At 52.0% G+C, this 25011-nt stretch carries 21 protein-coding genes; 17 read left to right on the forward strand and 4 right to left on the reverse strand.

Going from position 1 to position 25011, the window contains the following annotated elements; translation table 11 throughout:
- Window positions 1–2: 2 nt before the first annotated feature.
- Together AC0LWN_RS22585 and AC0LWN_RS22590 are read right to left on the reverse strand one after the other, a co-directional pair.
- Entirely contained in the window at window positions 3–896 is an 894-nt protein-coding gene (locus tag AC0LWN_RS22585) for a carbohydrate ABC transporter permease (RefSeq protein ID WP_474669294.1), read from the reverse strand.
- A gap of 111 nt (window positions 897–1007) precedes the next feature.
- Window positions 1008–2354, reverse strand: a complete 1347-nt coding sequence (locus AC0LWN_RS22590; protein ID WP_474669296.1) for an ABC transporter substrate-binding protein — start codon at window positions 2352–2354, stop codon at window positions 1008–1010.
- Window positions 2355–2556: 202 nt separating this feature from the next.
- Here AC0LWN_RS22590 and AC0LWN_RS22595 point away from each other — a divergent pair, with 202 nt between their 5' ends.
- The 15 genes from AC0LWN_RS22595 to AC0LWN_RS22665 all read left to right on the forward strand — a co-directional run bounded on the left by AC0LWN_RS22595 (window position 2557) and on the right by AC0LWN_RS22665 (window position 21479).
- Window positions 2557–5109, forward strand: a complete 2553-nt coding sequence (locus AC0LWN_RS22595) for a beta-mannosidase (RefSeq protein ID WP_474669298.1) — start codon at window positions 2557–2559, stop codon at window positions 5107–5109.
- Between the two features lie 354 nt (window positions 5110–5463).
- Window positions 5464–7617, forward strand: a complete 2154-nt coding sequence (locus AC0LWN_RS22600) for an alpha-galactosidase (RefSeq protein ID WP_474669300.1) — start codon at window positions 5464–5466, stop codon at window positions 7615–7617.
- Window positions 7618–7849: 232 nt separating this feature from the next.
- Window positions 7850–8194 carry a DUF2294 domain-containing protein gene (locus AC0LWN_RS22605; protein ID WP_474669302.1) on the forward strand — a complete coding sequence of 115 codons (345 nt, stop codon included), beginning with the start codon at window positions 7850–7852 and terminating at the stop codon, window positions 8192–8194.
- Between the two features lie 303 nt (window positions 8195–8497).
- Window positions 8498–9598, forward strand: coding sequence for an ABC transporter substrate-binding protein (locus AC0LWN_RS22610; protein WP_474669304.1), 1101 nt, complete (start codon window positions 8498–8500; stop codon window positions 9596–9598).
- Between the two features lie 2 nt (window positions 9599–9600).
- Window positions 9601–10563 carry a nucleoside hydrolase gene (locus tag AC0LWN_RS22615; RefSeq protein ID WP_474669306.1) on the forward strand — a complete coding sequence of 321 codons (963 nt, stop codon included), beginning with the start codon at window positions 9601–9603 and terminating at the stop codon, window positions 10561–10563.
- Between the two features lies 1 nt (window position 10564).
- Complete coding sequence (locus AC0LWN_RS22620; RefSeq protein WP_474669308.1) at window positions 10565–11383, forward strand: ABC transporter permease; 819 nt, start codon at window positions 10565–10567, stop codon at window positions 11381–11383.
- 4 nt (window positions 11384–11387) lie between these two features.
- On the forward strand, window positions 11388–12176 hold the full coding sequence (locus tag AC0LWN_RS22625) for an ABC transporter permease (protein WP_458967341.1): 789 nt from the start codon (window positions 11388–11390) through the stop codon (window positions 12174–12176).
- A 34-nt stretch (window positions 12177–12210) separates the two neighbouring features.
- On the forward strand, window positions 12211–13275 hold the full coding sequence (locus AC0LWN_RS22630; protein ID WP_474669310.1) for an ABC transporter ATP-binding protein: 1065 nt from the start codon (window positions 12211–12213) through the stop codon (window positions 13273–13275).
- A 22-nt stretch (window positions 13276–13297) separates the two neighbouring features.
- Window positions 13298–15016: an adenine deaminase C-terminal domain-containing protein gene (locus AC0LWN_RS22635; protein ID WP_474669312.1), complete on the forward strand. Its 1719-nt coding sequence runs from the start codon at window positions 13298–13300 to the stop codon at window positions 15014–15016.
- 427 nt (window positions 15017–15443) lie between these two features.
- The gene (locus tag AC0LWN_RS22640; protein ID WP_474669314.1) at window positions 15444–16019 is read left to right on the forward strand and encodes a hypothetical protein; all 576 of its coding nucleotides are present in this window, start codon (window positions 15444–15446) and stop codon (window positions 16017–16019) included.
- An 84-nt stretch (window positions 16020–16103) separates the two neighbouring features.
- Complete coding sequence (locus tag AC0LWN_RS22645; protein WP_474669316.1) at window positions 16104–16598, forward strand: CYTH domain-containing protein; 495 nt, start codon at window positions 16104–16106, stop codon at window positions 16596–16598.
- Between the two features lie 212 nt (window positions 16599–16810).
- Complete coding sequence (gene thrC / locus AC0LWN_RS22650; protein ID WP_474669318.1) at window positions 16811–18199, forward strand: threonine synthase; 1389 nt, start codon at window positions 16811–16813, stop codon at window positions 18197–18199.
- A gap of 198 nt (window positions 18200–18397) precedes the next feature.
- Window positions 18398–19381 carry an alpha/beta hydrolase gene (locus tag AC0LWN_RS22655; RefSeq protein WP_474669320.1) on the forward strand — a complete coding sequence of 328 codons (984 nt, stop codon included), beginning with the start codon at window positions 18398–18400 and terminating at the stop codon, window positions 19379–19381.
- A 194-nt stretch (window positions 19382–19575) separates the two neighbouring features.
- Window positions 19576–20562: a Gfo/Idh/MocA family protein gene (locus tag AC0LWN_RS22660; RefSeq protein WP_474669322.1), complete on the forward strand. Its 987-nt coding sequence runs from the start codon at window positions 19576–19578 to the stop codon at window positions 20560–20562.
- 41 nt (window positions 20563–20603) lie between these two features.
- Complete coding sequence (locus AC0LWN_RS22665) at window positions 20604–21479, forward strand: radical SAM/SPASM domain-containing protein (RefSeq protein ID WP_474669324.1); 876 nt, start codon at window positions 20604–20606, stop codon at window positions 21477–21479.
- A 72-nt stretch (window positions 21480–21551) separates the two neighbouring features.
- On the opposite strand, the gene AC0LWN_RS22670 is transcribed toward AC0LWN_RS22665, so the two are convergent.
- Entirely contained in the window at window positions 21552–22061 is a 510-nt protein-coding gene (locus AC0LWN_RS22670) for a MerR family transcriptional regulator (RefSeq protein ID WP_474669326.1), read from the reverse strand.
- Window positions 22062–22230: 169 nt separating this feature from the next.
- On the opposite strand from AC0LWN_RS22670, the gene AC0LWN_RS22675 reads away from it, so the two are divergent.
- Together AC0LWN_RS22675 and AC0LWN_RS22680 are read left to right on the forward strand one after the other, a co-directional pair.
- On the forward strand, window positions 22231–23082 hold the full coding sequence (locus AC0LWN_RS22675) for an SDR family NAD(P)-dependent oxidoreductase (protein ID WP_474669328.1): 852 nt from the start codon (window positions 22231–22233) through the stop codon (window positions 23080–23082).
- A 205-nt stretch (window positions 23083–23287) separates the two neighbouring features.
- The gene (locus tag AC0LWN_RS22680) at window positions 23288–23515 is read left to right on the forward strand and encodes a hypothetical protein (protein ID WP_474669330.1); all 228 of its coding nucleotides are present in this window, start codon (window positions 23288–23290) and stop codon (window positions 23513–23515) included.
- A gap of 74 nt (window positions 23516–23589) precedes the next feature.
- Here AC0LWN_RS22680 and AC0LWN_RS22685 read toward each other — a convergent pair whose 3' ends face one another.
- The gene (locus tag AC0LWN_RS22685; RefSeq protein WP_474669332.1) at window positions 23590–24738 is read right to left on the reverse strand and encodes an amidohydrolase family protein; all 1149 of its coding nucleotides are present in this window, start codon (window positions 24736–24738) and stop codon (window positions 23590–23592) included.
- Window positions 24739–25011: the final 273 nt, after the last annotated feature.

Genomic DNA, 25011 nt, shown 5'->3' on the forward strand with positions numbered 1-25011 from the left:
AGTTACTTGTCTCCTCCCCGGCTCAGAACTAGCTGCTGCACCAGCAGCACGATAACGACAAAGAACAGCAGAATGATGCTCATCGCCGATGCCAGGCCGTAATTGTTAAAAGCGAATGCCGTTTCGACTACGCGCTGCACATAGGTCTGGCTGGCGCCGGCAGGGCCGCCTTTGGTCAGCACAAACGGCAGATCGAACACTTCCAGCGCACCGGTCACGGTCAGGAAAAGATTGAGCTGGATCACAGCCTTCATATTCGGCAGGGTAACTCTCCACAGCGTCTGAAAGGAGCCTGCGCCGTCGATCTTGGCAGCTTCATAAATATCGCTTGGAATGGCCTGCAGGGAGGCAATGTAAATAACCATGTTGTAGCCCATGAAGCGCCAGAAGCCGGTGGAGGCTAGTGAATAGTTGACCAGCCCTTCGGTCCCGAGCCAGCTGGTCTCTGCCAGATGCGTAAGCCCGAGGCTGTTCAGGAACAGATTCAGCGAGCCGTTCGTGGTATCGAAGACATAACCGAACATAAACGCAACAGCGACACCGTTCATAATGTAGGGCAGGAAGAGCATAATGCGGAAGCCGTTGCGGCCCCGCAGCCTGCTGTTCAGGACGACGGCGAAATAAATGGCTACGATATTCTGGACAATGCCCATGACGAAGTAGGCAAAGTTATGCGCGAATACCTTGAAGATATCAGGATTGCTGAACACCTCACGGTAGTTGTCCAGACCGACCCAGGGCTTCTCAGGACTATAGCCATCCCAGTTCGTGAAGCTGTAGTAGATCAGCTTAAGTGCCGGATAATACGTGAATGTAGCCAGCAGCAGCAGCGGAATAAGCAGGAATGAGATGATAATGATCGTCTTCTGTTTGTTATAGGATAACGTTCCGAACATGGCTTGACCTTCTTTCCTTAAGCTATTGACGGCAAAATGGATTATCCGTGAAGGCGATAATCCATTTTGCGCCGTGTTTATGAGGCCTGACTGTGCAGCGTGAGTCTTAGATCAATAGCCGAGTTCTTTTTTGGCCTTGGCCCAGGCTTTGTTCCATTTGTCGAATACGGTCTGCGGATCTTTGGCGAGTACAAATTCCTGCGCCATAGCCGGCAGGTCGAGCTGTGCTTTATTGGTGATTTCCGTAACTTTGGCGTCGTCAACGGTGCCTTCCTGCAGCGTTACGCCGGTGGCCTGGAATTCCTTGAGCTGGGTCAGCTTGGATTCCTTGCCTTTGAGCGGAGAGATAAATCCGGCAAAATCCTCATAACCGGAATCTTCGATCATCCATTTCACGAAGGCTTTGGCAGCGTCTACATTTTTGCTGTCCTTGGATACTGCATAGAAGAAGTCAGGGCTGAGCGGTGCGGTCAGTTTACCCGAGTTGTCATATGGCAGCGGGAAGAAACCTACGTTGTCGGATGTTGCACCTGCGCCGATGACTTGATTGATGACCCAGTTGCCAAGGAAGTACATGGCGAACTTGCCGGATGCGATGTCTTTCTTGGACTGTTCCCAGTTGGTGGAGTTGATGTCTTTTTCTAAGTAGCCCTTTTCGTTAAGCTCTCTTAACAGGCTAAGTGATTTGCCGTATCCATTATCCATTGTGAATGGAGTGTCGGTGTTCAGCTTCTCATTAGGGAAGTCCGGTTTGCCTTCAATGATGCGCGGCACTGCATATACCCAGTCGTTCAGCGGCCATTTGTCCTTGAAGTTGGAAGCAAGTGGAATGACACCTTTGGCTTTCAGCTTCTCGCAGGCGGCGAGGAATTCATCCCAGGTCTTAGGGATTTCGGTGATGCCGGCATCGGCGAAGGCTTTCTTGTTGTATACGATACCGGAGGTGGAGTTACCGGTTGTAATTCCGTAGAGCTTGCCTTCGTAGGATTTGAAATCTTTGAAGGTAATCTTATCGTTCAGGCCGAGATCGTCAAGTGAGGCAAAATATTTCGGCAGGTCGGAGTTCGGGATGGTAGGGACAAACATAACGTCTGGCAGCTCTCCGCTGGCCATTCTGACTTTAGCTTGCTGGTTGTAGTCGGTCTGGGAGGCTTCGAATTCAACCTTAATGTTCGGATATTTCTCATTGAAGCGCTTTACATATTCGTCATACTCTTTGCCGATCATGTCGGTTCTGTTGGTGAGGAAGGTGATTTTGCCGCTGATATCGGAGCCGCTGGCCGCTGCCGGTTCAGTGGTCGCTGCCGCATCGCCGCCGGTGTTCTCTGGAGCTGTAGACTCTGCGGGCTTGTCGGTGGCTGTAGCGGCGTTATTGTTGCCATTGGAGCCACAGCCTGTCAAGGATAGAGAGAAAACCATGATGATAACAAAACATAACGAAAATAACTTGTTTCTCATTGCGTTGTCCCCTTTTCGTGTTATTGTTAGCGTTTACATCATTTATTATAGCGATGAATTTACCGTTGAGAAATGGAGTGATTTATTATTTATTGTCTTCATTTATTCTGTTTGAAAGAATATAATTAGTGTATTGCTAACAATAAGATAACAAAATAGAATGAATATGAAAACGATTTATATTCGTATTTTAGGAGGCCCCATGAAACAAATGCAACTTCAATTGAACAACTGGGAATTTAGAGCCTGCGGTGATGACGCGTGGCTGCCGGCAGCCGTGCCGGGAACGGTGCATACTGATCTGCTTCGCAATGGACTTATTCCGCAGCCTTTTAATGGAAAGAACGAGCACGAGCTGCAATGGATCGACAAAAAGGACTGGGAATACCGGACGGTCCTGCAGCTAGATGAGGAATGGGAGCGTCTCGCAGTGACCGAACTGGTCTTCGCCGGTCTGGACACGTATGCCGATGTTTTCGTAAATGATGTCCATGCGCTCTCTGCGGACAATATGTTCCGGTCCTGGACCGTGGATGTGAAAGAGCTGCTGCGGACGGGAGAAAATGAAATTCGCGTCAGATTCCGTTCAGTGGTGCAGGAGGATCTGCCTAAGCTGGAGCAGCTCGGCTATGCGCTTCCTGCGCCCAATGACCAATCGGAGCTGGGCGGGCTTGGGGAGCAGCAGATCAGCGTGTTTGCCCGCAAAGCTCCTTATCATTATGGCTGGGATTGGGGTCCGAGATTCGTGACCAGCGGCATCTGGCGCGAAGCGGTGCTGGAAGGCCGGGACAGTGTGAAGGTGACTGATTTATATATCCGCCAGAATGCGGTCACAGCCGCAGAAGCCAGGCTGACGGCGGTGGTAGAGGTGGATTCGCCGGCAGGCTGGGACGGGCTGCTGCGGATCAGCTCTGGCGGACAGGAATGGATGAAGTCCGTCTCGGTACAGCCGGGTAAGCAGATTCTGGAGCTGGAGGCTGTAGTTGATCAGCCCCGTCTCTGGTGGTGCAACGGACTGGGTGAGCCTAATCTGACCGCGTTCCGCGCGGAGCTGCTGCAAGGCGGCAAAGCCATAGCGCAGGCGGAGGTAACTACCGGGCTGCGGGAGATCAAGCTGATCCGGCAGCCGGATGAGCGGGGGGCGTCGTTTTATTTTGAACTGAATGGTGTTCGGGTCTTTGCCAAAGGCTCTAATCATATTCCGAACGACAGTTTTTCCACAGAGGTTACTGAGGAGCGTTACCGTCATGAGATCGCTTCAGCGGTTGCGTCCAATATGAACATGCTGCGGGTGTGGGGCGGCGGTATTTATGAAGAAGATGTTTTTTACCGGCTGTGCGATGAATACGGTCTGCTGGTGTGGCAGGATTTCATGTTCGCTTGCAGCATGTATCCCGGGGATGAGCATTTCCTGAAGAGTGTGCAGGAGGAAGCCGAGTACAACGTGCGGAGACTGCGCAATCATCCGTGCATCGCCCTGTGGTGCGGCAATAATGAGATGGATTCAGCCTGGGCGCATTATGAGGAGAACATAGGCTGGGGCTGGAAAGAGAAGTTCAGCCAGGATATCCGTGAGACATTATGGAAGGATTATGAAGCTGTGTTCCACCATATTTTGCCGGAAGCTGTAGCTGCCGGTCACCCGGATGTGGATTACTGGGCATCTTCTCCGCTGCGGGACCTTACCGGGGATGCCAATCAGCACGCGACAAGGATTGCCGGTGAGGGCGATATCCATTATTGGGGCGTGTGGCATGCGAGCGAGCCTTTTGAGAACTACAATGTCAAGGTAGGCCGCTTCATGAGTGAATACGGCTTCCAGTCCTTTCCTGAGCTGAAGTCGGTGCTTAGCTACGCGGAAGAGAGCGATATGGCGCTGGAATCGGAGGTCATGCTGGCCCACCAGAAGAACGGACGCGGCAACCTGCTGATTAAGGAGTATATGGATATTTATCTGCCGGAGCCAAAGGATTTCAGAGGGTTCCTCTACATGAGCCAGATTCTTCAGGCAGAGGCGATGCGGATTGCTATTGAAAGCCATAGAAGAAACAAGCCTTATTGCATGGGTACGTTGTATTGGCAAATGAACGATTGCTGGCCGGTGGCCTCCTGGGCGGGCATGGATTATTACGGCCGCTGGAAGGCGCTGCAATACACGGTGCGTAAAAGCTTCCAGGAGCTAATGCTCTCTATCGTCAGCATTGACGGAGAGAACCTTCAGGTGCATGCCGTGTCCGACCGGCAGGAAGTCACTGACGGCGTGCTGCAGATCCGGCTGCAGGACTTCAGCGGCACTCTGCTGCAGGAATGGTCTGAGCCGGTGACGATGGCAGCGGATTCGGCAGGGATTGTATTTACAGCGAAGCTGGCCGATCTGCTTGCGGACCACGATCCCGGCCGGGTGCTGTTGACCGCGTCTCTACTGGCAGGCAGCGGACTGTCCGCGCATTCGCGGCACTACTTCGCATCCGCCAAGGAGATTGCAATGACCCGGCCAGCCCTTGCAGTGGAAGAGGTTCCGGGCAGCGGCGGACTACGCTTCACCGTAACCAGCGATGTGCTGGCGAGAGGGGTGTATCTGACAGCGGACGAGGAGGGAATCTTCTCGGACAACTACTTTGACCTGCTCCCGGGCGAGACAAAGATCGTGGAATTCTTCCTGCGCGGCAACGCGAACGAGGACTTCATTCCGGCTGCACCGAAGGGTCTGGAGGTTCATTCGATGGCGGATTATGTGAACGGCAGCCTGGTGTAAGCAGGAAGAGGCTTCGTGAATCCGAGCGATGGCATTTTTTCTGAAATAGGCTTAATTGAAATGTACTGTTGTTGATTCTGTTGAACTAAAGAAAACATAAAAAGGGCAGAAGTGACGGAGGGGAAGTTTGGATACTTACGGAGCGGTAGCGTCCGCCTGAGAGCTTTCCGTAGGAAAGCTGGCCGTATGATTAGGCTGTCTGCGGATTTCCACCGCGAAGAGCGGTATAAATCAAGAAATCTGCAGACGGGCAGCGGCCGGAAGTTCAAGCATTCCCCGCAGTTACGACCAGCCCCTAATATGGAAATCTATAGTTCAACGGATATAACTTTCAGGAGAGAAGGAACTAAGGCTATGGCAATTTGGATACAGGAAGACAAAGGGATATTCCATTTGCAAAGCAAGGGCATGAGCTACATCATCGAGCTGGTCAATGACTATCCGGCGCATGTCTATTGGGGGAAAAAGCTGCGCTACGGCAGCAATCTGGAAGGCTTGCACCCATTGGTGACAGGCGGCTCGCTTGACCGCCTGCCGCAGGAATACCCGCAGTACGGCACGGGGGATTTCCGCGTGCCTGCGTACCAGGCGAAGCTTGAGGATGGAACACGGATCACTGAGCTGCGCTACCAGGGATACCGCGTAATGGAAGGGAAACCGGCACTCGCCGGGCTGCCTTCAGTCTATGTGGAGTCGGCGGAGGAGGCGGACACGCTAGAGCTTACGCTGCGCGATGACTATGCCAAGCTGAACGTGATCCTGCGCTATACGGTGTACAAGGAACTGGATGTGATTGCACGTTCCGTGGAATTTGTAAATGACGGCCCGGCTCCGCTGCAACTGCAGCGTGCGCTGAGCGCCTCTGTTGATTTCCAGGTAGGCGGGATGGAGATGATCTATCTCTCCGGCGCCTGGTCGCGGGAAGGCAATATCACCCGCAGACGTCTAGAGCAGGGCAGCACTGGAATCCAGAGCCGGCGCGGGATGAGCAGCCACCAGCACAACCCTTTTGCCGCGCTGGCTAAGCCCGGCGCGGATGAGAACCGGGGGGAAGTATACGGCTTCTCCCTGGTGTACAGCGGCGGCTTTGAAGCTGAAGCAGAGGTCGATTCATTTGGAATGACCCGCATGGCCATCGGGCTGAATTCGTTCGACTTCTCATGGAAGCTGGAGCCGGGCGAGCGGTTCCAGACCCCGGAAGCCGTCATGGTCTACTCGGGACAGGGAATCGGGGAAATGTCCAGAACCTATCACCGTTTGTACCGGACGCGGCTCAGCAGAGGACAGTACAGGGATAAGGAGCGGCCTATCCTGGTGAACAACTGGGAAGCAACCTATTTCAATTTCAACACCGAGAAGCTGGAGGCGATTGCCGCCGAAGGCGCAAAGCTCGGCATCGAGCTGTTCGTGCTGGATGATGGCTGGTTTGGCAAACGGGATTCGGACAACTCCTCGCTAGGCGACTGGACCGAGGATCTGCGCAAGCTGCCCGGCGGTCTGTCCGATCTGGCGCAGCGGGTGAACGGTCACGGCTTGAAGTTCGGCCTATGGGTCGAGCCGGAGATGATCTCGCCGGACAGCGATCTGTACCGCAGCCACCCGGACTGGTGTCTGCATGTTCCGGGCCGCCGCCGCAGTGAGTTCCGCTGGCAACTGGTGCTGGACTACACCAGAGAAGAGGTGCGGCAGTATATTTTTGAATCGCTCAGCCGCATTTTCTCTACCGTTCCGGTAGCCTATATCAAATGGGATATGAACCGCTGCCTGACGGAGATCGGCTCGGCGCAGCTTCCGGCAGAACGCCAGAGCGAAACGGCACACCGTTATGTGCTGGGGCTGTATGAGCTGCTGGAACGTCTGACCTCGGCATTTCCGCATATTTTGTTCGAAAGCTGCTGCAGCGGCGGCGGGCGTTTCGATCCCGGCATGCTCTACTATATGCCGCAAACCTGGACCAGCGATGATACCGATGCAGTAGAGCGGCTGAAGATTCAGTACGGCACAAGCCTTGTCTATCCGGTCAGCGCGATGGGCGCGCATGTCTCCGCTGTGCCGAATCATCAGGTCGGGCGGATTACACCGCTGTCCTTCCGCGGCGATGTCGCCATGTCCGGCAATTTCGGCTACGAGCTGGATCTGACCAAATTCACTCCAGAGGAAAAAGAGCTGGCCAAGGCGCAGGTGGCAAACTATAAGGAGATCCGCAGCCTGGTGCAGCAGGGCAACCTGTACCGTCTGCAAAGTCCGTTCGAAGGCAATGAGACGGCCTGGATGTTCGTCTCAGATGATCAGCGTGAGGCGCTGGTCTACTATTTCCGGGTGATGGCGACGCCGCACCCGGCGCGCCGTACGCTGCTGCTCAGCGGGCTGAACCCGGATTTCGACTACCGCCTCGCGGACAGCGGTGAAGTCTACGGCGGCGACCGCCTGATGCAGGCGGGGCTGACGCTGCCGGACATCCAGCAGGATTTTGTGAGCGGATGTTATCGGCTGGCGGCGCAAGCTTAGCAAAGAAAATTTGTACATTTGGGGCAGGTCAGGGCATGCGATGCTTTGACTTGCCCCAATTTTTTGGGAAGAGGATTCCGATTGATCCTCCAGAGAAAAAGCGCTATTGTTCGTGTTTGGCGTCACTTTCATGTTAAGTATGGCTTTTTTCTTGCCCGAAATGCAATAATTATGTATAATAACAATTGCTATCGATGTGATTGTACGATATTCTGTTTTCAAAGGTGGTTTCATGGCAGAACTGGAAAACAGCGAGCAGAAGAAGAAGATGTGCCAGATCTATAATGAGATATCCAAGGAATTGTTTGGTTTCGGTACGACCCTGCTCCGCGTTACTGTCGATCAGCGGGTCATTACCTTTCACGCCAAGCACCGCCGGTCTCCACGGTCTTCCGCACTTGAAGGAGAAGCACCAGAGCTTAAGCAGGAAGTGGATTTTCGCATGTCACTGCTGTTCAAGAAGAGATTCAGAGAGCGGCTGGAGGAAGAGATGGGGCTTCGGATTGAGGTTCTGCTTAGGGATTACGATGCACCGACTGGGTGGGCTTTTACGAATATGATTTTGGGTGGGGAATGACAATTTATATACCAACCTGCGGATTTTCGTTTTTGATCTATCTTAAGCGAAGACCGTCCTTCTATAACGGGTAGCTCTTTTACTTTGTTTACACAAAGGAAAGTGTTCTTGTTCCTACAAGAATGCTTTCCTTTTTTTTATGAAAAAATAAGGGGAATTAAGATTTTATTACCAATGGGAGGTGCTGCGCAACCGGACTCCGCTATTTAGACAGCTTGGAAAGTGGCTAATCGATTATGCCTGGAATTATACGGGTAACTGCTGGAATTGTACCGCAAATTACATTTGGGAGGTTATTTACTAATGAAAAAGATTTGGACTACTAGCCTTGCTCTTGCACTGACTTCTTTGCTTGCCGCTTGCGGCACATCCGGCGGTAACAACAACGCTGCGTCGAATAGCACCGCCGCTACTAATGCAGCCGCACCGGAAGCGACCCAATCGGGTACTCCTACGGAACTGGTTATCTCGACATGGGGCTTCTCGGAGGACTTCTTCAAGGAGTCGGTCTATGCGCCGTTTGAGAAAGAGCATAATGTGAAGATCGTCGTTGAAATTGGCAACAATGCCGAGCGATTGAACAAAATCCGCCAAGGCAGCTCCGATGTGGATGTGGTCTATCTGTCAGACTATTATGCGCAGCAGGCGATTAACGAAGGGCTGTTCGAAACGATTGACCGCAGCAAAATCCCGAACCTCGAACAGATTTATGACATCGCCAAAGCACCGCTGGGCGAAGAATATGGTCCCGCTTATACGATTGGACGTCTGGGAGTTGCCTACAACCCTGCGCTTGTTAAGGGTGAAGTGAAATCCTGGAGCGATCTGTGGACACAGTTTGACAAGAATCTTGCAATGCCGGCAATTACAGCTACAGCGGGTCCGATGGTTGTGGATGCGGCGTCCGTGGCGGCGGGCAACACCGAATTCAATGCAGACCAGGCGTTCACGAAGCTGAAGGAGCTGGATAGCAACGTAGTTAAATACTACAGCCAGACTTCGGAATATGTGAATATGTTCGGCCAGGAGGAAATTGCCGGCGGTCCGATCATGGAAATGTACTTCAAGGACTTGCAGGCTGCTGTGCCGGATGCCAAGTTCGTAGCGCCGTCCGAAGGTGCTTATGCTGTAATGAATACGGTCAACGTCGTCAAAGGCAGCAATAATAAAGAGCTTGCCGAAGAGTTCATCAACTGGCAGTTGAGCCAGGAGGTACAGGAGAAATCCGCCAAAGCCAAGGTCGATTCCCCTGTCAATATCAACGTAATGCTGACTCCTGAAGAGGCAGTGGGTGTAACTTACGGAGCGGATGTTATCGGACAGTTGCGCAAGCTGGATATGTCCTTCGTCAATCAGCATATTACGGAGTGGACGGACCGCTTCAACCGTGAGATTGGCGGCTAAGGATGACGGGGCGTAAAAAAGTCATTCTGGACGTGGATACAGGGGTGGATGATGCCCTGGCGATCATGCTGGCGGTCACGAGCGGGCAGCTCGACATTCTGGGCATCACCACAGTCAGCGGCAATGTCTCGCTGGATCAGGCAACTCTGAACACCTGCAAGATTCTGGAGCTGCTCGGGGTATCCGGGCAGATTCCGGTATATCGCGGAGCTGATAAGCCGCTAGTGCGCGAGCAGCTCTTCGAGCACCGTGTACACGGTGCGGACGGCATCGGCGGCGCGCTGGGCGATATGCCGGTTATGAAGCAGGCGGAAGTGGAGGCTGCGGAAGACTTCATCATCCGCCAGGTGCTGGCGCAGCCCGGAGAGATCACGCTGATTATGACCGCGCCGCTGACCAATCTGGCCCGGGCACTGCAGAAGTGCCCGGAGCTTGTGCAGCATGCTGCCGAGGTGATTGTGATGGGCGGCGTGGTGCAGGGCTACGGCAATATTACACCGACGGCGGAATACAACATGTACGTCGATCCTGAAGCTGCGAAGCAGGTGCTCGCCGCAGGGTTCCCCCGGCTGACGCTGGTCGGTCTGGATGTTACCCGCCGGGCGCTGCTTGGCGCAGAGGATATCAAGAAGCTGCGCATTCCTGCTATCCGCGATTATGTGGAGCGGAGCACAGCCGGCTACCGGGAGCGATACTATGAGCGCAACGGTGTGCAGGCCTGTGCCCTGCATGATCCGCTGGCGGTGGGTGTGGCGCTGAACAAGGATTTTGTCACGAAATACGATTATTATGTGGACGTGGAGACCCGCAGCGAGCTGTGCGACGGCCAGACGGTCTGTGATTTCCAGAACCGGCTGAACCGGCCGCCGAACACCAGTGTTTGCCTGGAGGTGGACGCGTCCGCTTTTCTGGAATGCTTCATCAACAGCTTGAACCAAGAGCCGAAGAAGGACGGGAGTCGTTAGAATGAATAAAAAAGCGATGGTTCTCCTGCTGCCGGGACTGCTGTTCCTGGCAGCCTTCATGCTGATACCAATTACGCTGACCATTGCCTCCACGTTTGTGCAGGACGGGAAGCTGACGCTGGAAGGGTATTTGCATTTTTTCCGCGACGGGTACTTTAACCGCATCCTGCTGACTACGCTCCGGGTGAGTGCCCTGACCACGCTGGTCTGCATGGTGCTGGGGTATCCGGTGGCTTACTATATTTCGCGGACCAGCGCCCGCAAGAAGAGTATTCTGCTCGCGCTGTCGATTTTTCCGCTTCTGACAAGTCCGGTTGTCCGCTCCTTTAGCTGGATGATTATTCTCGGTAAAAAAGGGCTGATCAACTCCTTTCTCGTCAACACCCATCTGATCGATAAACCGCTGGATATTCTCTACACACCTACGGCAATGATGATCGGGCTGGTGCATTTGTTCCTGCCGCTGATTATCATCACCCTGCTTGGAGTGATGGAGAATCTGGATCATGAGCTGGTGCGGGCGGCGCGCAGTCTGGGCGCTTCTCCATTCACGGCTTTCCGTAAAATCACTTTTCCGCTGACTGTGCCGGGTCTGATCATCGGCGGCATTCTGGTCTTTGTCGGCAGTCTGACGGCGTATACGACACCGGCGCTGCTTGGCGGCAAGGAACGGGTGGTCTCCACCTTTTTATATCAGAACGCGATGACGCTGAACGACTGGCAGGCGGCTTCGGTCATCGCCGTGATTATGATCGTCATTACATTCGTGGTCGTGGGGCTGATGAACGCCTGGGCCAACCGATTAAATCCGAAGGGGTGAGAACATGAAGGAAGGCAACCGCGCGTTGTCCTTGTACACGCTGCTGGTCTTTATTTTTTTGCTGGGCCCGCTCGTTATTATTTCCGTGACTTCCTTTGAGCCGGGCACTGTCCTGAAATTCCCCCCTGAGGGCTTTTCATTGCGGTGGTACAAGAACATTTTTGAGGTCAGCGCATTCATGGAAACGTTCAAGACCTCGATTGTGATCTCGCTGCTCGGCAATCTGCTGGCGCTCCTTCTGGGTGTGCCTGCAGCCTATGCGCTGAGCCGTTACCGGTTCCGCGGACGGGACACGCTGAATGCGATTTTTCTGTCTCCTGTGCTGATTCCCGGCATTGTGCTGGGCTTCACGCTGCTGCGCTACCTGATTGTGGTGTACGGGCTGCCGATTGTCGCCGGACTCTTGATCGGGCATACGGTGATTATGCTGCCTTTTATTATCCGGGTCATCGCTTCGAGTCTGGAGAATTTCGACTTTGCCGTGGAAGAAGCGGCGCAGAGTCTGGGGGCCAGCAGGCTGTATACGTTCTTCAAGGTAGTCCTGCCCAATATCCGTTCCGGCATTCTGGCGGCCATTCTGATCGCCTTCCTGGAATCTTTCAACAACGTGGACATTTCCGTGTTCATGACCGGTCCGGGGATCAGCACGCTGCCGATTCAAATGCTGACTTATGTGCAAAATTATTTCGATCCTACGATTGCCGCCATTTCGCTCCTTCTGATGGTGCTGACGGCGGCGCTGATGTTCATCATCGAGCGGCTGATGGGATTCGCCTATTTCACCAAACGATAGACTATTTAACCAAAAGATACGGAGGCATAATGCAATGGCGCTCTTAAGTCTGGAACATGTATCGGTTGCTTATGACAACCGTCTGATCCTGGAAGATTTCAATCTGTCGCTGGAAAAAGGGCAGCTTCTCTCACTGCTCGGACCCAGCGGCTGCGGCAAAACAACCACGCTGCGGCTGATCGCCGGATTCCTGAATGCGGAAGCGGGCAATTTCATGTTCGCCGGGAAGGACTACACTAAGGTTCCGGTGGAAAAGCGAAATTTCGGCTTTGTGTTTCAGAGCTATGCGCTGTTCCCGCACTTGTCAGTGTATGACAATGTGGCGTTCGGCCTGCGTCTTCGTAAGCTGAAGGAAGCGGAGGTCAAGAAGCGCGTTACACGGATACTGGAGATTGTTAGTCTGGGCGGTTTTGAGAAAAGGCTGCCAGCTGCCCTGTCCGGCGGACAGCGCCAGCGGGTAGCGATTGCCCGGGCGCTGGTCATCGAGCCGGACCTGCTTCTGTTCGACGAGCCGCTTAGCAATCTCGATGCGAATCTGCGGGTGAACATGCGGGTGGAAATCCGCCGCATTCAGCAGGAGCTGGGCATTACGACGGTCTATGTCTCCCATGACCAGGAGGAATGCTTCTCCATCTCCGATCAGGTGGCCGTCATGAATAACGGCAAGATCGAGCAACTCGATCAGCCGTCAGCGATCTTTAAATATCCGGCCAGTGAATTTGTGGCCCGGTTCATCGGGTTCGGGAACTTTATCTCGTTTGAGGGCAGAAGCGATGAGGGCGCAGATATTGAGCTGAGCCGGGGAACGCTGAAGTTTCTGGCGGCCAAACGCCCGGGCGGCGAAGGCAATACCGGTCTGCTCGGGGCAATCCGCCCAGACGATCTGCAGCTCTATGGCAGCACGCCGGATTCCGGCATGTCCGGCAATACCTTGACCGGCAAGGTGCAGGTCAGCACGTATCTCGGCCGCAGCTACCAATATCAGGTGGAGACGGAACTGGGAGTCTTTACGGTCAATCAGGAGATGGAGCACCCTTTCGTGCAAGGGGAGCAGGTCACGGTTTATTTTCCAAAAGAGAAGCTGGTGCTGGTGCAGTAGCGCTTTATAAGGAGCATACACGATGATTACAGATCAACTTATACTGAACGCGAAAGTATACAACAGTTACTATAAACGGTTCGAGCTGGCGAATGTCGCCGTGCAGGACGGACGTTTTCTCTATATCGGGCCGCTCGGTGCGGAGACGTTTGAGGCGAAGGAAATTATTCAGGCAGAGGGGCAATATATGGTGCCCGGCCTGATTGATATTCATCTGCACATCGAGAGTACGATGATTACACCGGAGACCTTTTCCTACGGTATTCTGCAGCATGGGGTAACGACGATTGTCCCTGAGCCGCATGAAATGGCCAATGTGTTCGGCGTCGAGGGCGTACATGAGATGATCCGGGCGAGCAGTGAATGCGCGGTGGACATGTTCTATTCGATACCGAGCTCGGTGCCGGCAACTACGCTGGAGACAACGGGGGGTTCCATTGAAATTGCGGATATCGACGAGCTGATGGAGACGGAGCGGATGATCTGTCTGGGTGAAGTGATGAATTATGTTGATGTCATTCGTGATCCCGAGGGGAAAAGCAACCGCATCCTGCAGCATGTCCGCAGCCGTTATCCGGGTCTTGTGATTGAGGGCCATACGCCTAAGCTGCTGGACCTTGATCTGCACCGCCTGATCTATGCCGGCATTGATTCGGACCATACGCACCAGAGCATTGAAGGCCTCAAGGCGCGGATCGCGGCGGGGATGTTCATCGAGATTCAGGAAAAATCAATGACCCCGGAAGTCGTGGATTACCTGGTCCGCCATACGGTCAGCGAGCATTTCTGCTTCGTGACCGATGATGTGATGACCGATTCGCTGGTACAGACAGGGCATCTCGACAATCTGGTGCGTAAGGCCATCACTATGGGCATGGCCCCGGAGGACGCGGTTTATGCCGCCACGTTCACTCCCGCCCGCCGGATGAAGATGGATGACCGCGGCGTGATCGCGCCGAACAAAACCGCCGATTATCTGCTGCTGTCTGCTCTGGACAGATTTGTCATTGAAGCAGTCTATAAGAGGGGCGCACAGGTCTATGACCGCAAACAGCCCTTACCGCAGGCGGAGCGGGGGCCGCGGTTCCCGGCCCATTTCTATAAGAGTGTGAAGCTGGCTCCCTTGGCCGTTGCCGACTTCGCGGTGCCATCGGAGCTGCCGGACGGCCGCTACGGCTGCCGTGTGATGATGGTGGGCAACGTCTCCACATTCACCGAGGAGAAGCATGGGGAGGCCGGGGTTAAAGACGGCCTGCTGCAGTGGCAGGAGAGCGGCTTCGGCCTGATCGCCACCTTCGAGCGTTATGGCAAGAACGGCAACCGTGCCTACGGCCTGATCGGCGGCGACACGATCAAGCGCGGCGCGATTGCGACCACATATTCGCACGACAACCACAATCTGCTGGTTGTGGGCCATGGCCCTGAGGACATGGTCCTGGCGGCAAATACGGTGATTGCCGGGCAAGGCGGCTTTTGCGTCGTGCTGGATGGTAAGGTCGTTGCTTCGCTGGCGCTGCCGGTCGGCGGCATTCTGACCGAAGCTCCGCTTGAAGAGACGGCGGAGCGTGTGCTCGCGCTGCGGACAGCGATGGAATCGCTGGGCTACAATCATTACAACCCGATTATGTCGATCAGCACACATTCCCTTCCGGTCAGCCCGGCGCTCAAAATCACAGACCACGGCCTGATTGATGTCGGGGCGGGCCGTGTGGTACCGCTGCTGTTTCCGCTTGGGGAATAGCAGCCCATTTGGAGTATGAGATAGTGTAACAGAGTATGGCCGGAGACGGGGTATCCCAGCATGGGGTATCCCGTTTTCTGAATTTAGATGGCTATACAAACTGGCCTGATTGCACTTTCTGCAATAGAAAGCCCATCGATCCGTGATAAATCGCGTTCTGCTGTATTTCGTGCAATAGATTTCTGAATTTTGGAGCAAAAGCACCCGTTCCAATGAATTCTAGTGCATAGAGTGCAATAGATTCTGTTTTTCGGTGAATATAGGAGGAGTCTGTTGTAGAAAATGCAATAGGATGCACCGCCATCTGAAATGAGAACATCATCCTAAGGATCACGCGATCAGGCAAAGCGGTTTTTGTACATTCCATGTTGTGCCTAATTGTATATAATGGAAGTGTTGCTTGATTTCGGAGGAGGGCGGAGCGGTTATGCTGGATCAGGGGAACGGAGCAGAGCGGGCGGAGAAGACAGAGAATCCGGAGCAGGCGGAAAATCGTAAAAATCCGGGTGAACGGAAGAAGTTTGGGACGTGGTGTAATCCGAGAATGTGGAGGAAGCCGACGCTGACGCAGATATTCCTGACGATTTTTCTGCTTGGAATGGCTGTGTACTGGGTGGGGACGCTCGTGCAGATGTTCAGCTCCTTTGAGGACCGGGTATCCGGGCGCATCCAGTTGCAGGATATTACCTCTATTGCAGTTACCCGAACCGCGAAGGGAGCGGCGGATGGGGTCAAAGTCACTGTAACCGATAAAGCGAAAATCGCAGAGATCATGGACGCTTTTGCCGATGTCAAATTAAGAAGCTCCGATGTTTCCCGCAATTATACCAATAGGTACTCGATTCAAATTGCTGTAAACAAATACTTAAGATTCAGCATTGAACTGGATGACCAAAAGCACATCGACATCTTTGACCATGACAGAAAAGATAAGTACAGCAGCGGGTCTTTCAAAATCATCAATCATTATGACATGCAGTCGATCAGCAGCCTGTTCCCATAAGATTTCGGGTTACCGATTGACTTGCGTATGACCCGCCCCTATCATGATAAATAATATAAAGACTGTACAGAGGAGAGACACAGCATGGGCATGGAGATTGAACGCAAATTCCTGCTGCCGGAATACCCGGAGGGGCTGATTGCGGAAGGTCAGGTGAAGGTGCTTACCCGGCACAGCATTGACCAGACCTATCTTGCGATTGAGGACGGGCAGGAGCTGAGAGTACGCAAGATCACCGATCTGGATTCGGGCGAGATTACATATACCCATACCTTCAAGGACGGCAAAGGCATCAGCCGCAAGGAGATCGAATATTTCATCTCGGAGGGCTTGTACAATCAGATGATTGAGGCGGTAAAGGCGGTGCCGCTGGTGAAGACGCGCATTACAGGTCTCTGGAACGGAACCACTATCGAGATTGACCTCTATACCCAGCTTGAGCTTACGGTGCTTGAGGTTGAGTTCGATTCTATGGAGGAAGCTGAGCGCTTCGCGGCCCCGGAATGGTTCGGCAAGGATATTAGCGTAGAGAAGAAATATAGCAACAAAACCGTATGGAAAGATCTGCAGGACAAATAGCGAGTATGTGCGCAGCGGTGTCGAAAGTCAGTGTAAGCCCGGCTGGAGGATGGATGGCATATACCCGTAAAAAGACGCGCACTACATTTTATCGCAAAAGTTGACACAGAAGTAACGGACTTTAACGCTTAAACGTGTTACTATGTAGATTAAGCTTAAGCATCGTGTATCAGCAGGTTAAATAAAGAGGGGTTCAGGAGGATGAGAGAGGTATGGAGTATATAAGCACAAGAGGCAATGTAAAAGCTAAAGGCTTTATTGATACGGTTCTGATGGGGCTGGCGGATGACGGCGGGCTGATGGTGCCGGCTCAGATTCCGGTAATCTCCCCCGAGAAGCTGGAGGAATGGCGGAGCCTTAGCTACCAGGAGCTCTTTCTTGAAATTTTCTCATACTATACTAACGACGAAATTCCCTATGATGATCTCAAAAAAATGGCCGCTACCAGCTACGGCAATTTCCGCACACCGGAAGTAACGCCGCTGCACAAAGTCAATGACTCCTTGTATGTCCTGGAGCTGTTCCACGGGCCTACGTTCGCTTTCAAGGATGTGGCGCTGCAGTTCATGGGCGAGCTGTATTCCTATATTGCCAAGGTGCGGGGCGAAATTATCCATATCCTCGGAGCGACCTCAGGCGATACCGGAGCGGCGGCGATTCAGGGCGTGCGCGGCAAGGAAGGCATCAAAATCTGTATCCTTCACCCGCACGGCAAGGTCAGCAAGGTACAGGAGCTGCAAATGACAACGGTGGACGACAGCAATGTGCTGAACCTGTCCGTGGAGGGCAACTTCGACGATTGCCAGAAGGTAATTAAGGAGCTGTTCGCCGATCTGGACTTCAAGGGACGGTATCATCTGCGGGCGATCAACTCGATCAACTTCGTGCGCATTCTGGCGCAGACAGTCTATTATTTCTATGCCTATCTGCAGATTAAAGACAGTGCGGAGAAGAAGATTAACATCAGTGTGCCTTCGGGCAACTTTGGCAATATTTTCTCGGGTTATCTGGCTAAAAAGATGGGCCTGCCGATTAATAAGCTGATCATCGCCACCAACGAAAATAACATTCTCGAACGGTTCGTGCTGACCGGCGAATACAAACCAGGCAGCTTCACCGGAACCTACAGCCCGTCGATGGATATCCAGGTAGCGAGCAACTTCGAACGTTATCTCTATTACCTCGTAGACGAGGATGCGGTGAAGCTGTCTGCGTATATGGCTGAGCTGCAGACAGAGGGAAAAATTTCGGTGACTGGGGAAGCCTTTGCCCAGGTACAGCAGGATTTCGCCGCTCTGGGGGTTAAGAATCAGATGTGCCTTGATACCATCAGCAAATACGAGCGGGAATACGGCTATCTGCTGGACCCGCATACGGCTTGCGGCATCGCAGCATACGAAGCGTTCAGCAGCCCGGATGAAACGGCCATCACCTTCGCGACAGCCCATCCGGCAAAATTCGACGAGGCGATTGCCCTGACCGGCATCAAGCAGGAGTTCCCGGCACCGATAGCAGCCCTGTTCTCTATGCCGCAATTTATGACCGTAGTGGAGCACGACAAGGCGGAGATCGTGCGCCAGTTGCAGAATTTCTACGCTTAAACATTACAAGCAGCGCTTGCAGGCATCCCCTGCCGGCACCTTAATACAACCTGTTGCGCAAGGCCCTGTCCTGATCTAGGACAGGGTTTTTGTGTTGTTCATATTCCGTTCATATTGCCGTCACGAAGGGGACATCTTGCTTGATTACACTTTAAATATGTCGCCTAGGCGGCTCTACAGATACAAGGACAGGAGAAGATGAACGTGACAAAAACGGTGGAAATAGAAAAAACCGGGACCAAAAACCGCAAGAAACGGAAGTTATGGTTAAAAATAATTGGAGGTATTCTCGGGGCGCTTGTGCTGTTCATGGGCATCGTGTTTGTTGTTAATGTAATCAGTAACGGGGTCGAGAAAAAGAAAATCGAATCGTACGGCCAGTATGTCAATGTGGATGGGAAAAAAATGAATGTGCTCATTCAAGGCAGTGGCGAACAGACTATCGTCCTCCTTCCGGGACAAGGAACCCCGTCGCCTGCGCTTGATTTCAAATTGTTGATCGATGAATTGTCTCCGAATTACAAGGTCGTAGCGATCGAGCCTTTCGGATATGGGCTCAGCGACGAAACCGGGAAAGAAAGAACAACAGAGAATATCGTCAGCGAAATTCACGAAGCTGTGCGGCAGCTTGGTATTGACCGTTATGTTCTGATGGGACATTCCATCACGGGACTTTACGGAGTGTCCTATGTGAACGCCTATCCGGATGAAGTTCTTGCTTTTGTCGGCATCGATAGCAGCGTTCCTAATCAACCCGGCATGGATGTCAAATTGCCTTTGAAATCCATGCAGTTTCTTCAAGAATCAGGTCTGATGAGATTTCTCAAAAAAGTGAGCGGAGATCCATATAAATCGCTTGCATTCGATGAGCATACCAAAGAACAGATGAATTTGATTTCGAATCAGGTCTCGAGCAATCCTACGATGATGAATGAGCTCCGGCACCTCGGTTCCAATTTCAAAAATGCTGAACAGCTCACCTACCCTCATGATTTGCCGGTGCTTCTCTTCGTTCAATCGAATAACGAGGACATTAAGATGTGGGTTCCGCTGCATGAGGAGCAAGTCAAACAATCTGCACAGGGCAAAATGATCCCGATGGAAGGTTCACATTACCTGCATCATACGAAATTCAAGGAAATCGCTGAGGCATTCAAAGAGTATATGAAGCAAATCCAATAGTATGGTTCCCATTGAAAGCCGCTAAAATTAGCGGCTTTTTTGCGCGGATTCGCAGGTGCTTTTTTTCACATATATAATGTAGCGTAATTTGTCGGAATTTACGGCAGAAAAGTGGACAACCCTATCCCGGAATGAGAAAATAGCAGATAGAGATTAACATGGCAGTGTGATATTAGAAAAAGGACGGGATCTTGATGACCATTCGTTTCGGAGTCGTAGGCACCAACTGGATTACAGACCGCTTCATTCAGGCAGGTCTTGAGAACGAGGAATTTATCCTGACTGCCGTTTACTCCCGCACAGAGGAGAAGGGGCGCGATTTTGCCGCGAAATACGCCGGTGCTTCCATATACACCAATCTGGAGGAGATGGTTTCCAGCGGTGAGGTCGATGCCGTATATATTGCCAGCCCCAATTCCATGCATGCTGAGCAGGCGCTGATTTGTCTGAATCACGGGAAGCATGTTATCTGTGAAAAGCCAGCGGCCTCCAACAGTGCGGAGCTGCGGACGATGATCGAAGCGGCCCGGAAGAATGATGTGGTTTTTATGGAAGCGATGAAATCGACCTTCATGCCCAATTTCGGTGTGGTCAGGGATAATCTGTACAAGCTGGGCCAGGTGCGCCGTTATTTTGCCAGCTATTGTCAATACTCTTCCAGATACGATGCTTACAGACAAGGGACGGTGCTGAACGCCTTCAACCCGATCTACTCCAACGGCTCTTTGATGGATCTCGGCATTTATTGTCTGTACCCGATGGTGGCGCTGTTCGGCAAACCGGAATCCGTGCAGGCGGTGGGCTTGATGCTGGCTTCCGGGGTGGACGGCGAAGGCAGCATGATGATGCGTTATGCGGACATGGATGCTGTTGTGATGCACTCCAAAATTACGGATTCCTATCTGCCCGCCGAGATTCAGGGAGAGAACGGGACGATGGTCATCGACAAGATCAACCAGCCCTATCAGGTCAAAATCCAGTACCGCGACGGTACGGTTGAAGAGCTTACTGTGCCGCAGGTGTTCGAGGCGATGTATTATGAGGTTGAGGAATTTATCAGCCTGATCCAAAGTGGACTTCGCGAGAGCAGCATTAACAGCCACGCCAATTCACTGGCTGTCGCCGAGCTGATGGAGGATGCCAGAGCACAGATCGGCCTCCGCTATGCCTCGGATCTGTAGCGGAAGCTTCTCTGATGAATATTTGAAATGGGGAGCGGAACTTGAAAACTTTTAAAAAGGTGTACATCGAGATTACAAGCGTCTGCAACCTGGCCTGCAGCTTCTGTCCGCCAACTGAACGGCAGAAAAACTTCATAAAGCTGGATACCTTTAATAAGATTCTTGACGAGATTAAGCCACACAGCAATCATATCTATCTGCATGTCAAAGGCGAGCCGCTGCTGCATCCGAAGCTCGGGGAGCTGCTGGATGCCGCCCACGCCAAAGGGTTCAAGGTCAACATCACAACCAACGGAACCCTGATTCACAAGGCGGGGCCGAAGCTGCTGGGCAAGCCGGCGCTGCGCCAGATGAACTTCTCGCTGCACAGCTTCGACGGTCATGCCGGCTCGGAGAACCGCGAGGGTTATGTGTCGGAGATTATTTCGTTTGTGCGGGAGGCTTCCGCGCAGGGGGTCATTATCTCCTTCCGGCTGTGGAATCTGACCGAGGACAACCGGACGAATCTGGAGAAGCAGCGCAACCGCGAGACGCTGGAGCTGCTGGAGGAAGCCTTCAATTTGGACTTCAAAATTGAAGAAAAGGTAGTGCCCGGCAGCGGGGTAAAGATCGCGCCAAGGGTGTATCTGAACCAGGATCACGAGTTCAGATGGCCTGCCCTAAGCGAGCCGGAGGATGACGGCAAAGGCTTCTGCCACGCGCTGCGCAGCCAGGCGGCGGTGCTGGTGGACGGCACGGTCGTGCCGTGCTGTCTGGATGGCGAGGGCGTGATTAACCTCGGCAATATCCATGAGCAGCCGTTCTCCGAGATTGTCGAGGGCGAACGCGCGAACAATCTGTTCTACGGCTTCTCCCGCCGGGAAGCGGTGGAGGAGCTGTGCCGCAAATGCGGGTACAGACAGCGGTTCGGAACGTAATAAGCGTATGTAGAAACAGCGGCAGTCCTGGACGAGAACATAAAGTCCGGGATTGCCGCTGTTTTGCCTGAGCTATATTTTTGCGGGAGCCAGTGACTTGCCCGCTTTGGCAGATACGGAAAAATAACTCATCTCAACAGATGACATGGGTTTTGGTTTCGGTTCCCCCGTCGTTTTCTCTAACACGCCGTCCTGACGTTCATTCGAGCAGTCCCGGCGGTAGCTCCCCTCTTCCAATTTCATGTCGATAAAATCGACGACCTGCTGCAGCGAGGCGATCTGGCTGAGGATATTTTCCCGGTGGCTCCTTAAGAGCTCCACCAGCTCGGGATATTCCGCAGGATCGGTGTCAGCGGAGACAGCTAAAAATGGCCGCATCTCCTCCAGCGGCATCCCCGTTTTTTTCAGACAGGATATCAGTTGGATTCTATCGACGTCCTCCTGCCGGTAGACGCGGTGCCCGTTGTCCCTCCGGTCCGCACGTTGCAGCAGCGAGATTTTTTCGTAATAACGGATCGTATCCTGAGAAATTCCGGTTTGCTCGGCGGTTTGCTTTATGGTAAAGGTTTGCTCTGCCTTCATGCGATTCCCTCCCGGGATTGCTTTTTTGCATATTTTATATCTTAGAGCTGGCTCCAAGTCAAGTCTCTTATCCATGAGAAATAGCTTTGTTTTCGCGTCTTGACTTGGAGCCGACTCCAAGTTATAAGATGTGCGCATCAAAGAAACATTATCTGGAGGAGACGATACGATGGACACGAAGCAACGCGAAAATATCGCACTTATTACGGGAGCGAGCGCCGGAATCGGGCTGGAATTAACCCGGAAATTGCTGTCGGAAGGATGGCAGGTTATTGCTGTGAACCGTTCCGGCTTTCCGGAGGACGATGTGAAAATTCTGGAGGCCGTTAAGAACGGATGGCTTCGCACTTATAAAATAGCGGATCTCGCTGATTATGCCAGCCTGAGAGAGACTTTGGAGGAGATCAAGGACAAGGAGCGGCGGATTGATATTTTGTTCAATAACGCCGGCGGGAGCTTTCACGAGCTGAGCTATTCGAAGCAGGGGCGCGAGAAGCATTATGAGCTGATGACGGTCGTGCCGTATATCATGCTTATGGAATTGAAGGAGCTCATAAAAAATAGCCGTCTAAAAACGGTAATCAATACCTCATCTTCTGCACTTAAATTTACGAAAGAGTTGAATATCGAAATCCTGGAGCGCCCAAAAACCTTCCGCAAGCTGCTTGGTCCTTACGCTACCTCAAAGCTGGCGCTTTCGCTGTGGACTCAGGCCATCGCGCCGGAGCTTGCGAACGACGGCATCAAGGTCCGCAGTGTGGACCCGGGTGGCAACAATACGTTAAGAAAAGGAAAAAAATCCGGTCTGCCCATAGTGGTTAATGCGTTGATGAAGCTGTTTTTCTCTCCCCCTACCCACGGCGCAAGCCAATTATATGAGGGGGCTCTCGGGGAACATCGCAATGAGACAGGCGTGTTTTTGCTGAAGGGTCAGATTGGGAAATTGAAATTTGAAGATCAAGCACGGAATGTGCTGGAAAGAATTAAAGTGATTTACGAGGACGAATTTCTCGTGTCTTGAAGAAGTGCTTTTTCTGAGATTTCGTAAAATATTATTCGATTTGTTCGAGCCTGGAGAAGCAGCGCAAGTGGAATATTTACAAAGTAGCATTTGGTAGCCTATGATTTAAATATTCGTCCATTGGGCAATTGTATCGGATTCCAGCCCGCGTCTATTGAAGGACCACTACGCCGCAATGAAATCAAGCTGGGGGAGATGAACAAAAGTGAAGAATAGATTTGAATTTACTGCGGTCGTCTTAATAGGCAATGGCGAGTTAACAGACCACTTTACCATCGATATCGCCAAAATGGCTGACCGTTTAACCACACAGCTGGAGATCGCAAAGAAAGCGCTCCAAACTATTGTGGAAAGCTCAGCGCAAGACAACGAGGCAGCTAAGATAATTGCCGCAGAAGCTTTGAAATCGATTGAGCTGCGAAAGTTGAGTTAAATAGAAACAGCGGCAGTCTTGGACGAGAACATTAAGTCCGGGCAGCCGCTCTTTTATTGAGCTTTATTATTTTGTTAGCGGGATATAATGTGGCCTTCCTTCATGACAAATCTAACCTTCCGAAGATTGTCTATATTGGCAAGAGGATCATCTTCAATGACAAAGAGATCAGCCTTCTTGGCAGTTTCGATTGTTCCAATCTCGTGAGACAGATTACATATCTTTGACCCGACGGAAGTGGCCGCTACGATAATTTGCATTGGTGTGAGACCAGCTTCGCCTAACAAGTGAATTTCTTCCCACGGCATTCCTAGCCTATACCATGGTTTTTCTTCTTCAATAAAATCATCACCCAAGCCGATTTCTCCGCCTGCCTGGACAAACCTCCGGACATTATCCAGGCCTTGTTCTAATAGCGGGGCTCCAAATTTGTTCTGGAACATCTTTAATACCGTGAGTGTTGGTACTATCCAAACGTTTTTTGCTACCATCTGCTGTATCAAGTTATCGTCCAAACGGTCATAGATCATATGTGCAGCATCGTTAATTCCCGAATTCACAAGAATCTGAAGATTTTTGGCGTTGGTTACATGGGCAGATACATAAGTCCCCATCTCCCGGGCTTCCTGACAAATGGCTTCAAGAATCTCCTGATTAAGCTTAGGCAGTCCGTAGGTGCTGGGATCATATCCGTCTTCAAGTGCCGTTTTTATAAAATGAATTCCTTTTCCTAATACCTCACGAACCTTAAGCCTGGCTTCTTCCGCGCTTCCAACACCAATCGGCGCTTGCCCTCCATATCCCCCGGGGGCCGTAAATACTTTACCTGATGTGATCATTCTGGGAAAAGACAAACGATCCAGCCCATTCGTATGTGCTATAACATCGTCAATGGTTGCATTTGTAGACATTCCCTCGTCACGAATCGTGGTAATTCCCTCTTGAAGGCATGCAGCTAAATACTCTTTATGGTACCCGTGCAGAGGCTCATTCTGCAAAAATTTGAAACCGGTGTGCGCATGTGTATGAATAAATCCCGGCAGGATGAAAAGCCCATTCAGGTCTATTTCCTGTACTTCTTCATTCTTTGATTGGTTATCCCGATATTGTGTAATAGTACCGAAGCGTCCGTTTATAACTTCAATTACTGCATTTGTTAACGGCTGCCGTCCGGTTCCATCGATCAAAGTCCCGTTTTTCAGTAACAAGGTTTCGTGTCTCATGGCAGAACTGACCCTCCAGTAAGGATTGTTTTTATCCAAGGGAAAGTATATTCCACAATAATTACTGGTTGAAGATATTCTTTCTTTCTAAACCGTTTATTACTTACAAGCATATTACACTAGTAGTTGAACTAAAGAAAAAATAAAAAGGCAGAAGTGACGGAGGGGAAGTTTGGAACTGTAGGAGCGTAGCGACCGCCTGAGAGCTTTCCGCAGGAAAGCTGGCCGTATGATTAGGCTATGTTTGGATTTCTACCGTGAACAACGGTATTA

The sequence above is a fragment of the Paenibacillus sp. sgz302115 genome, from assembly GCF_056120445.1.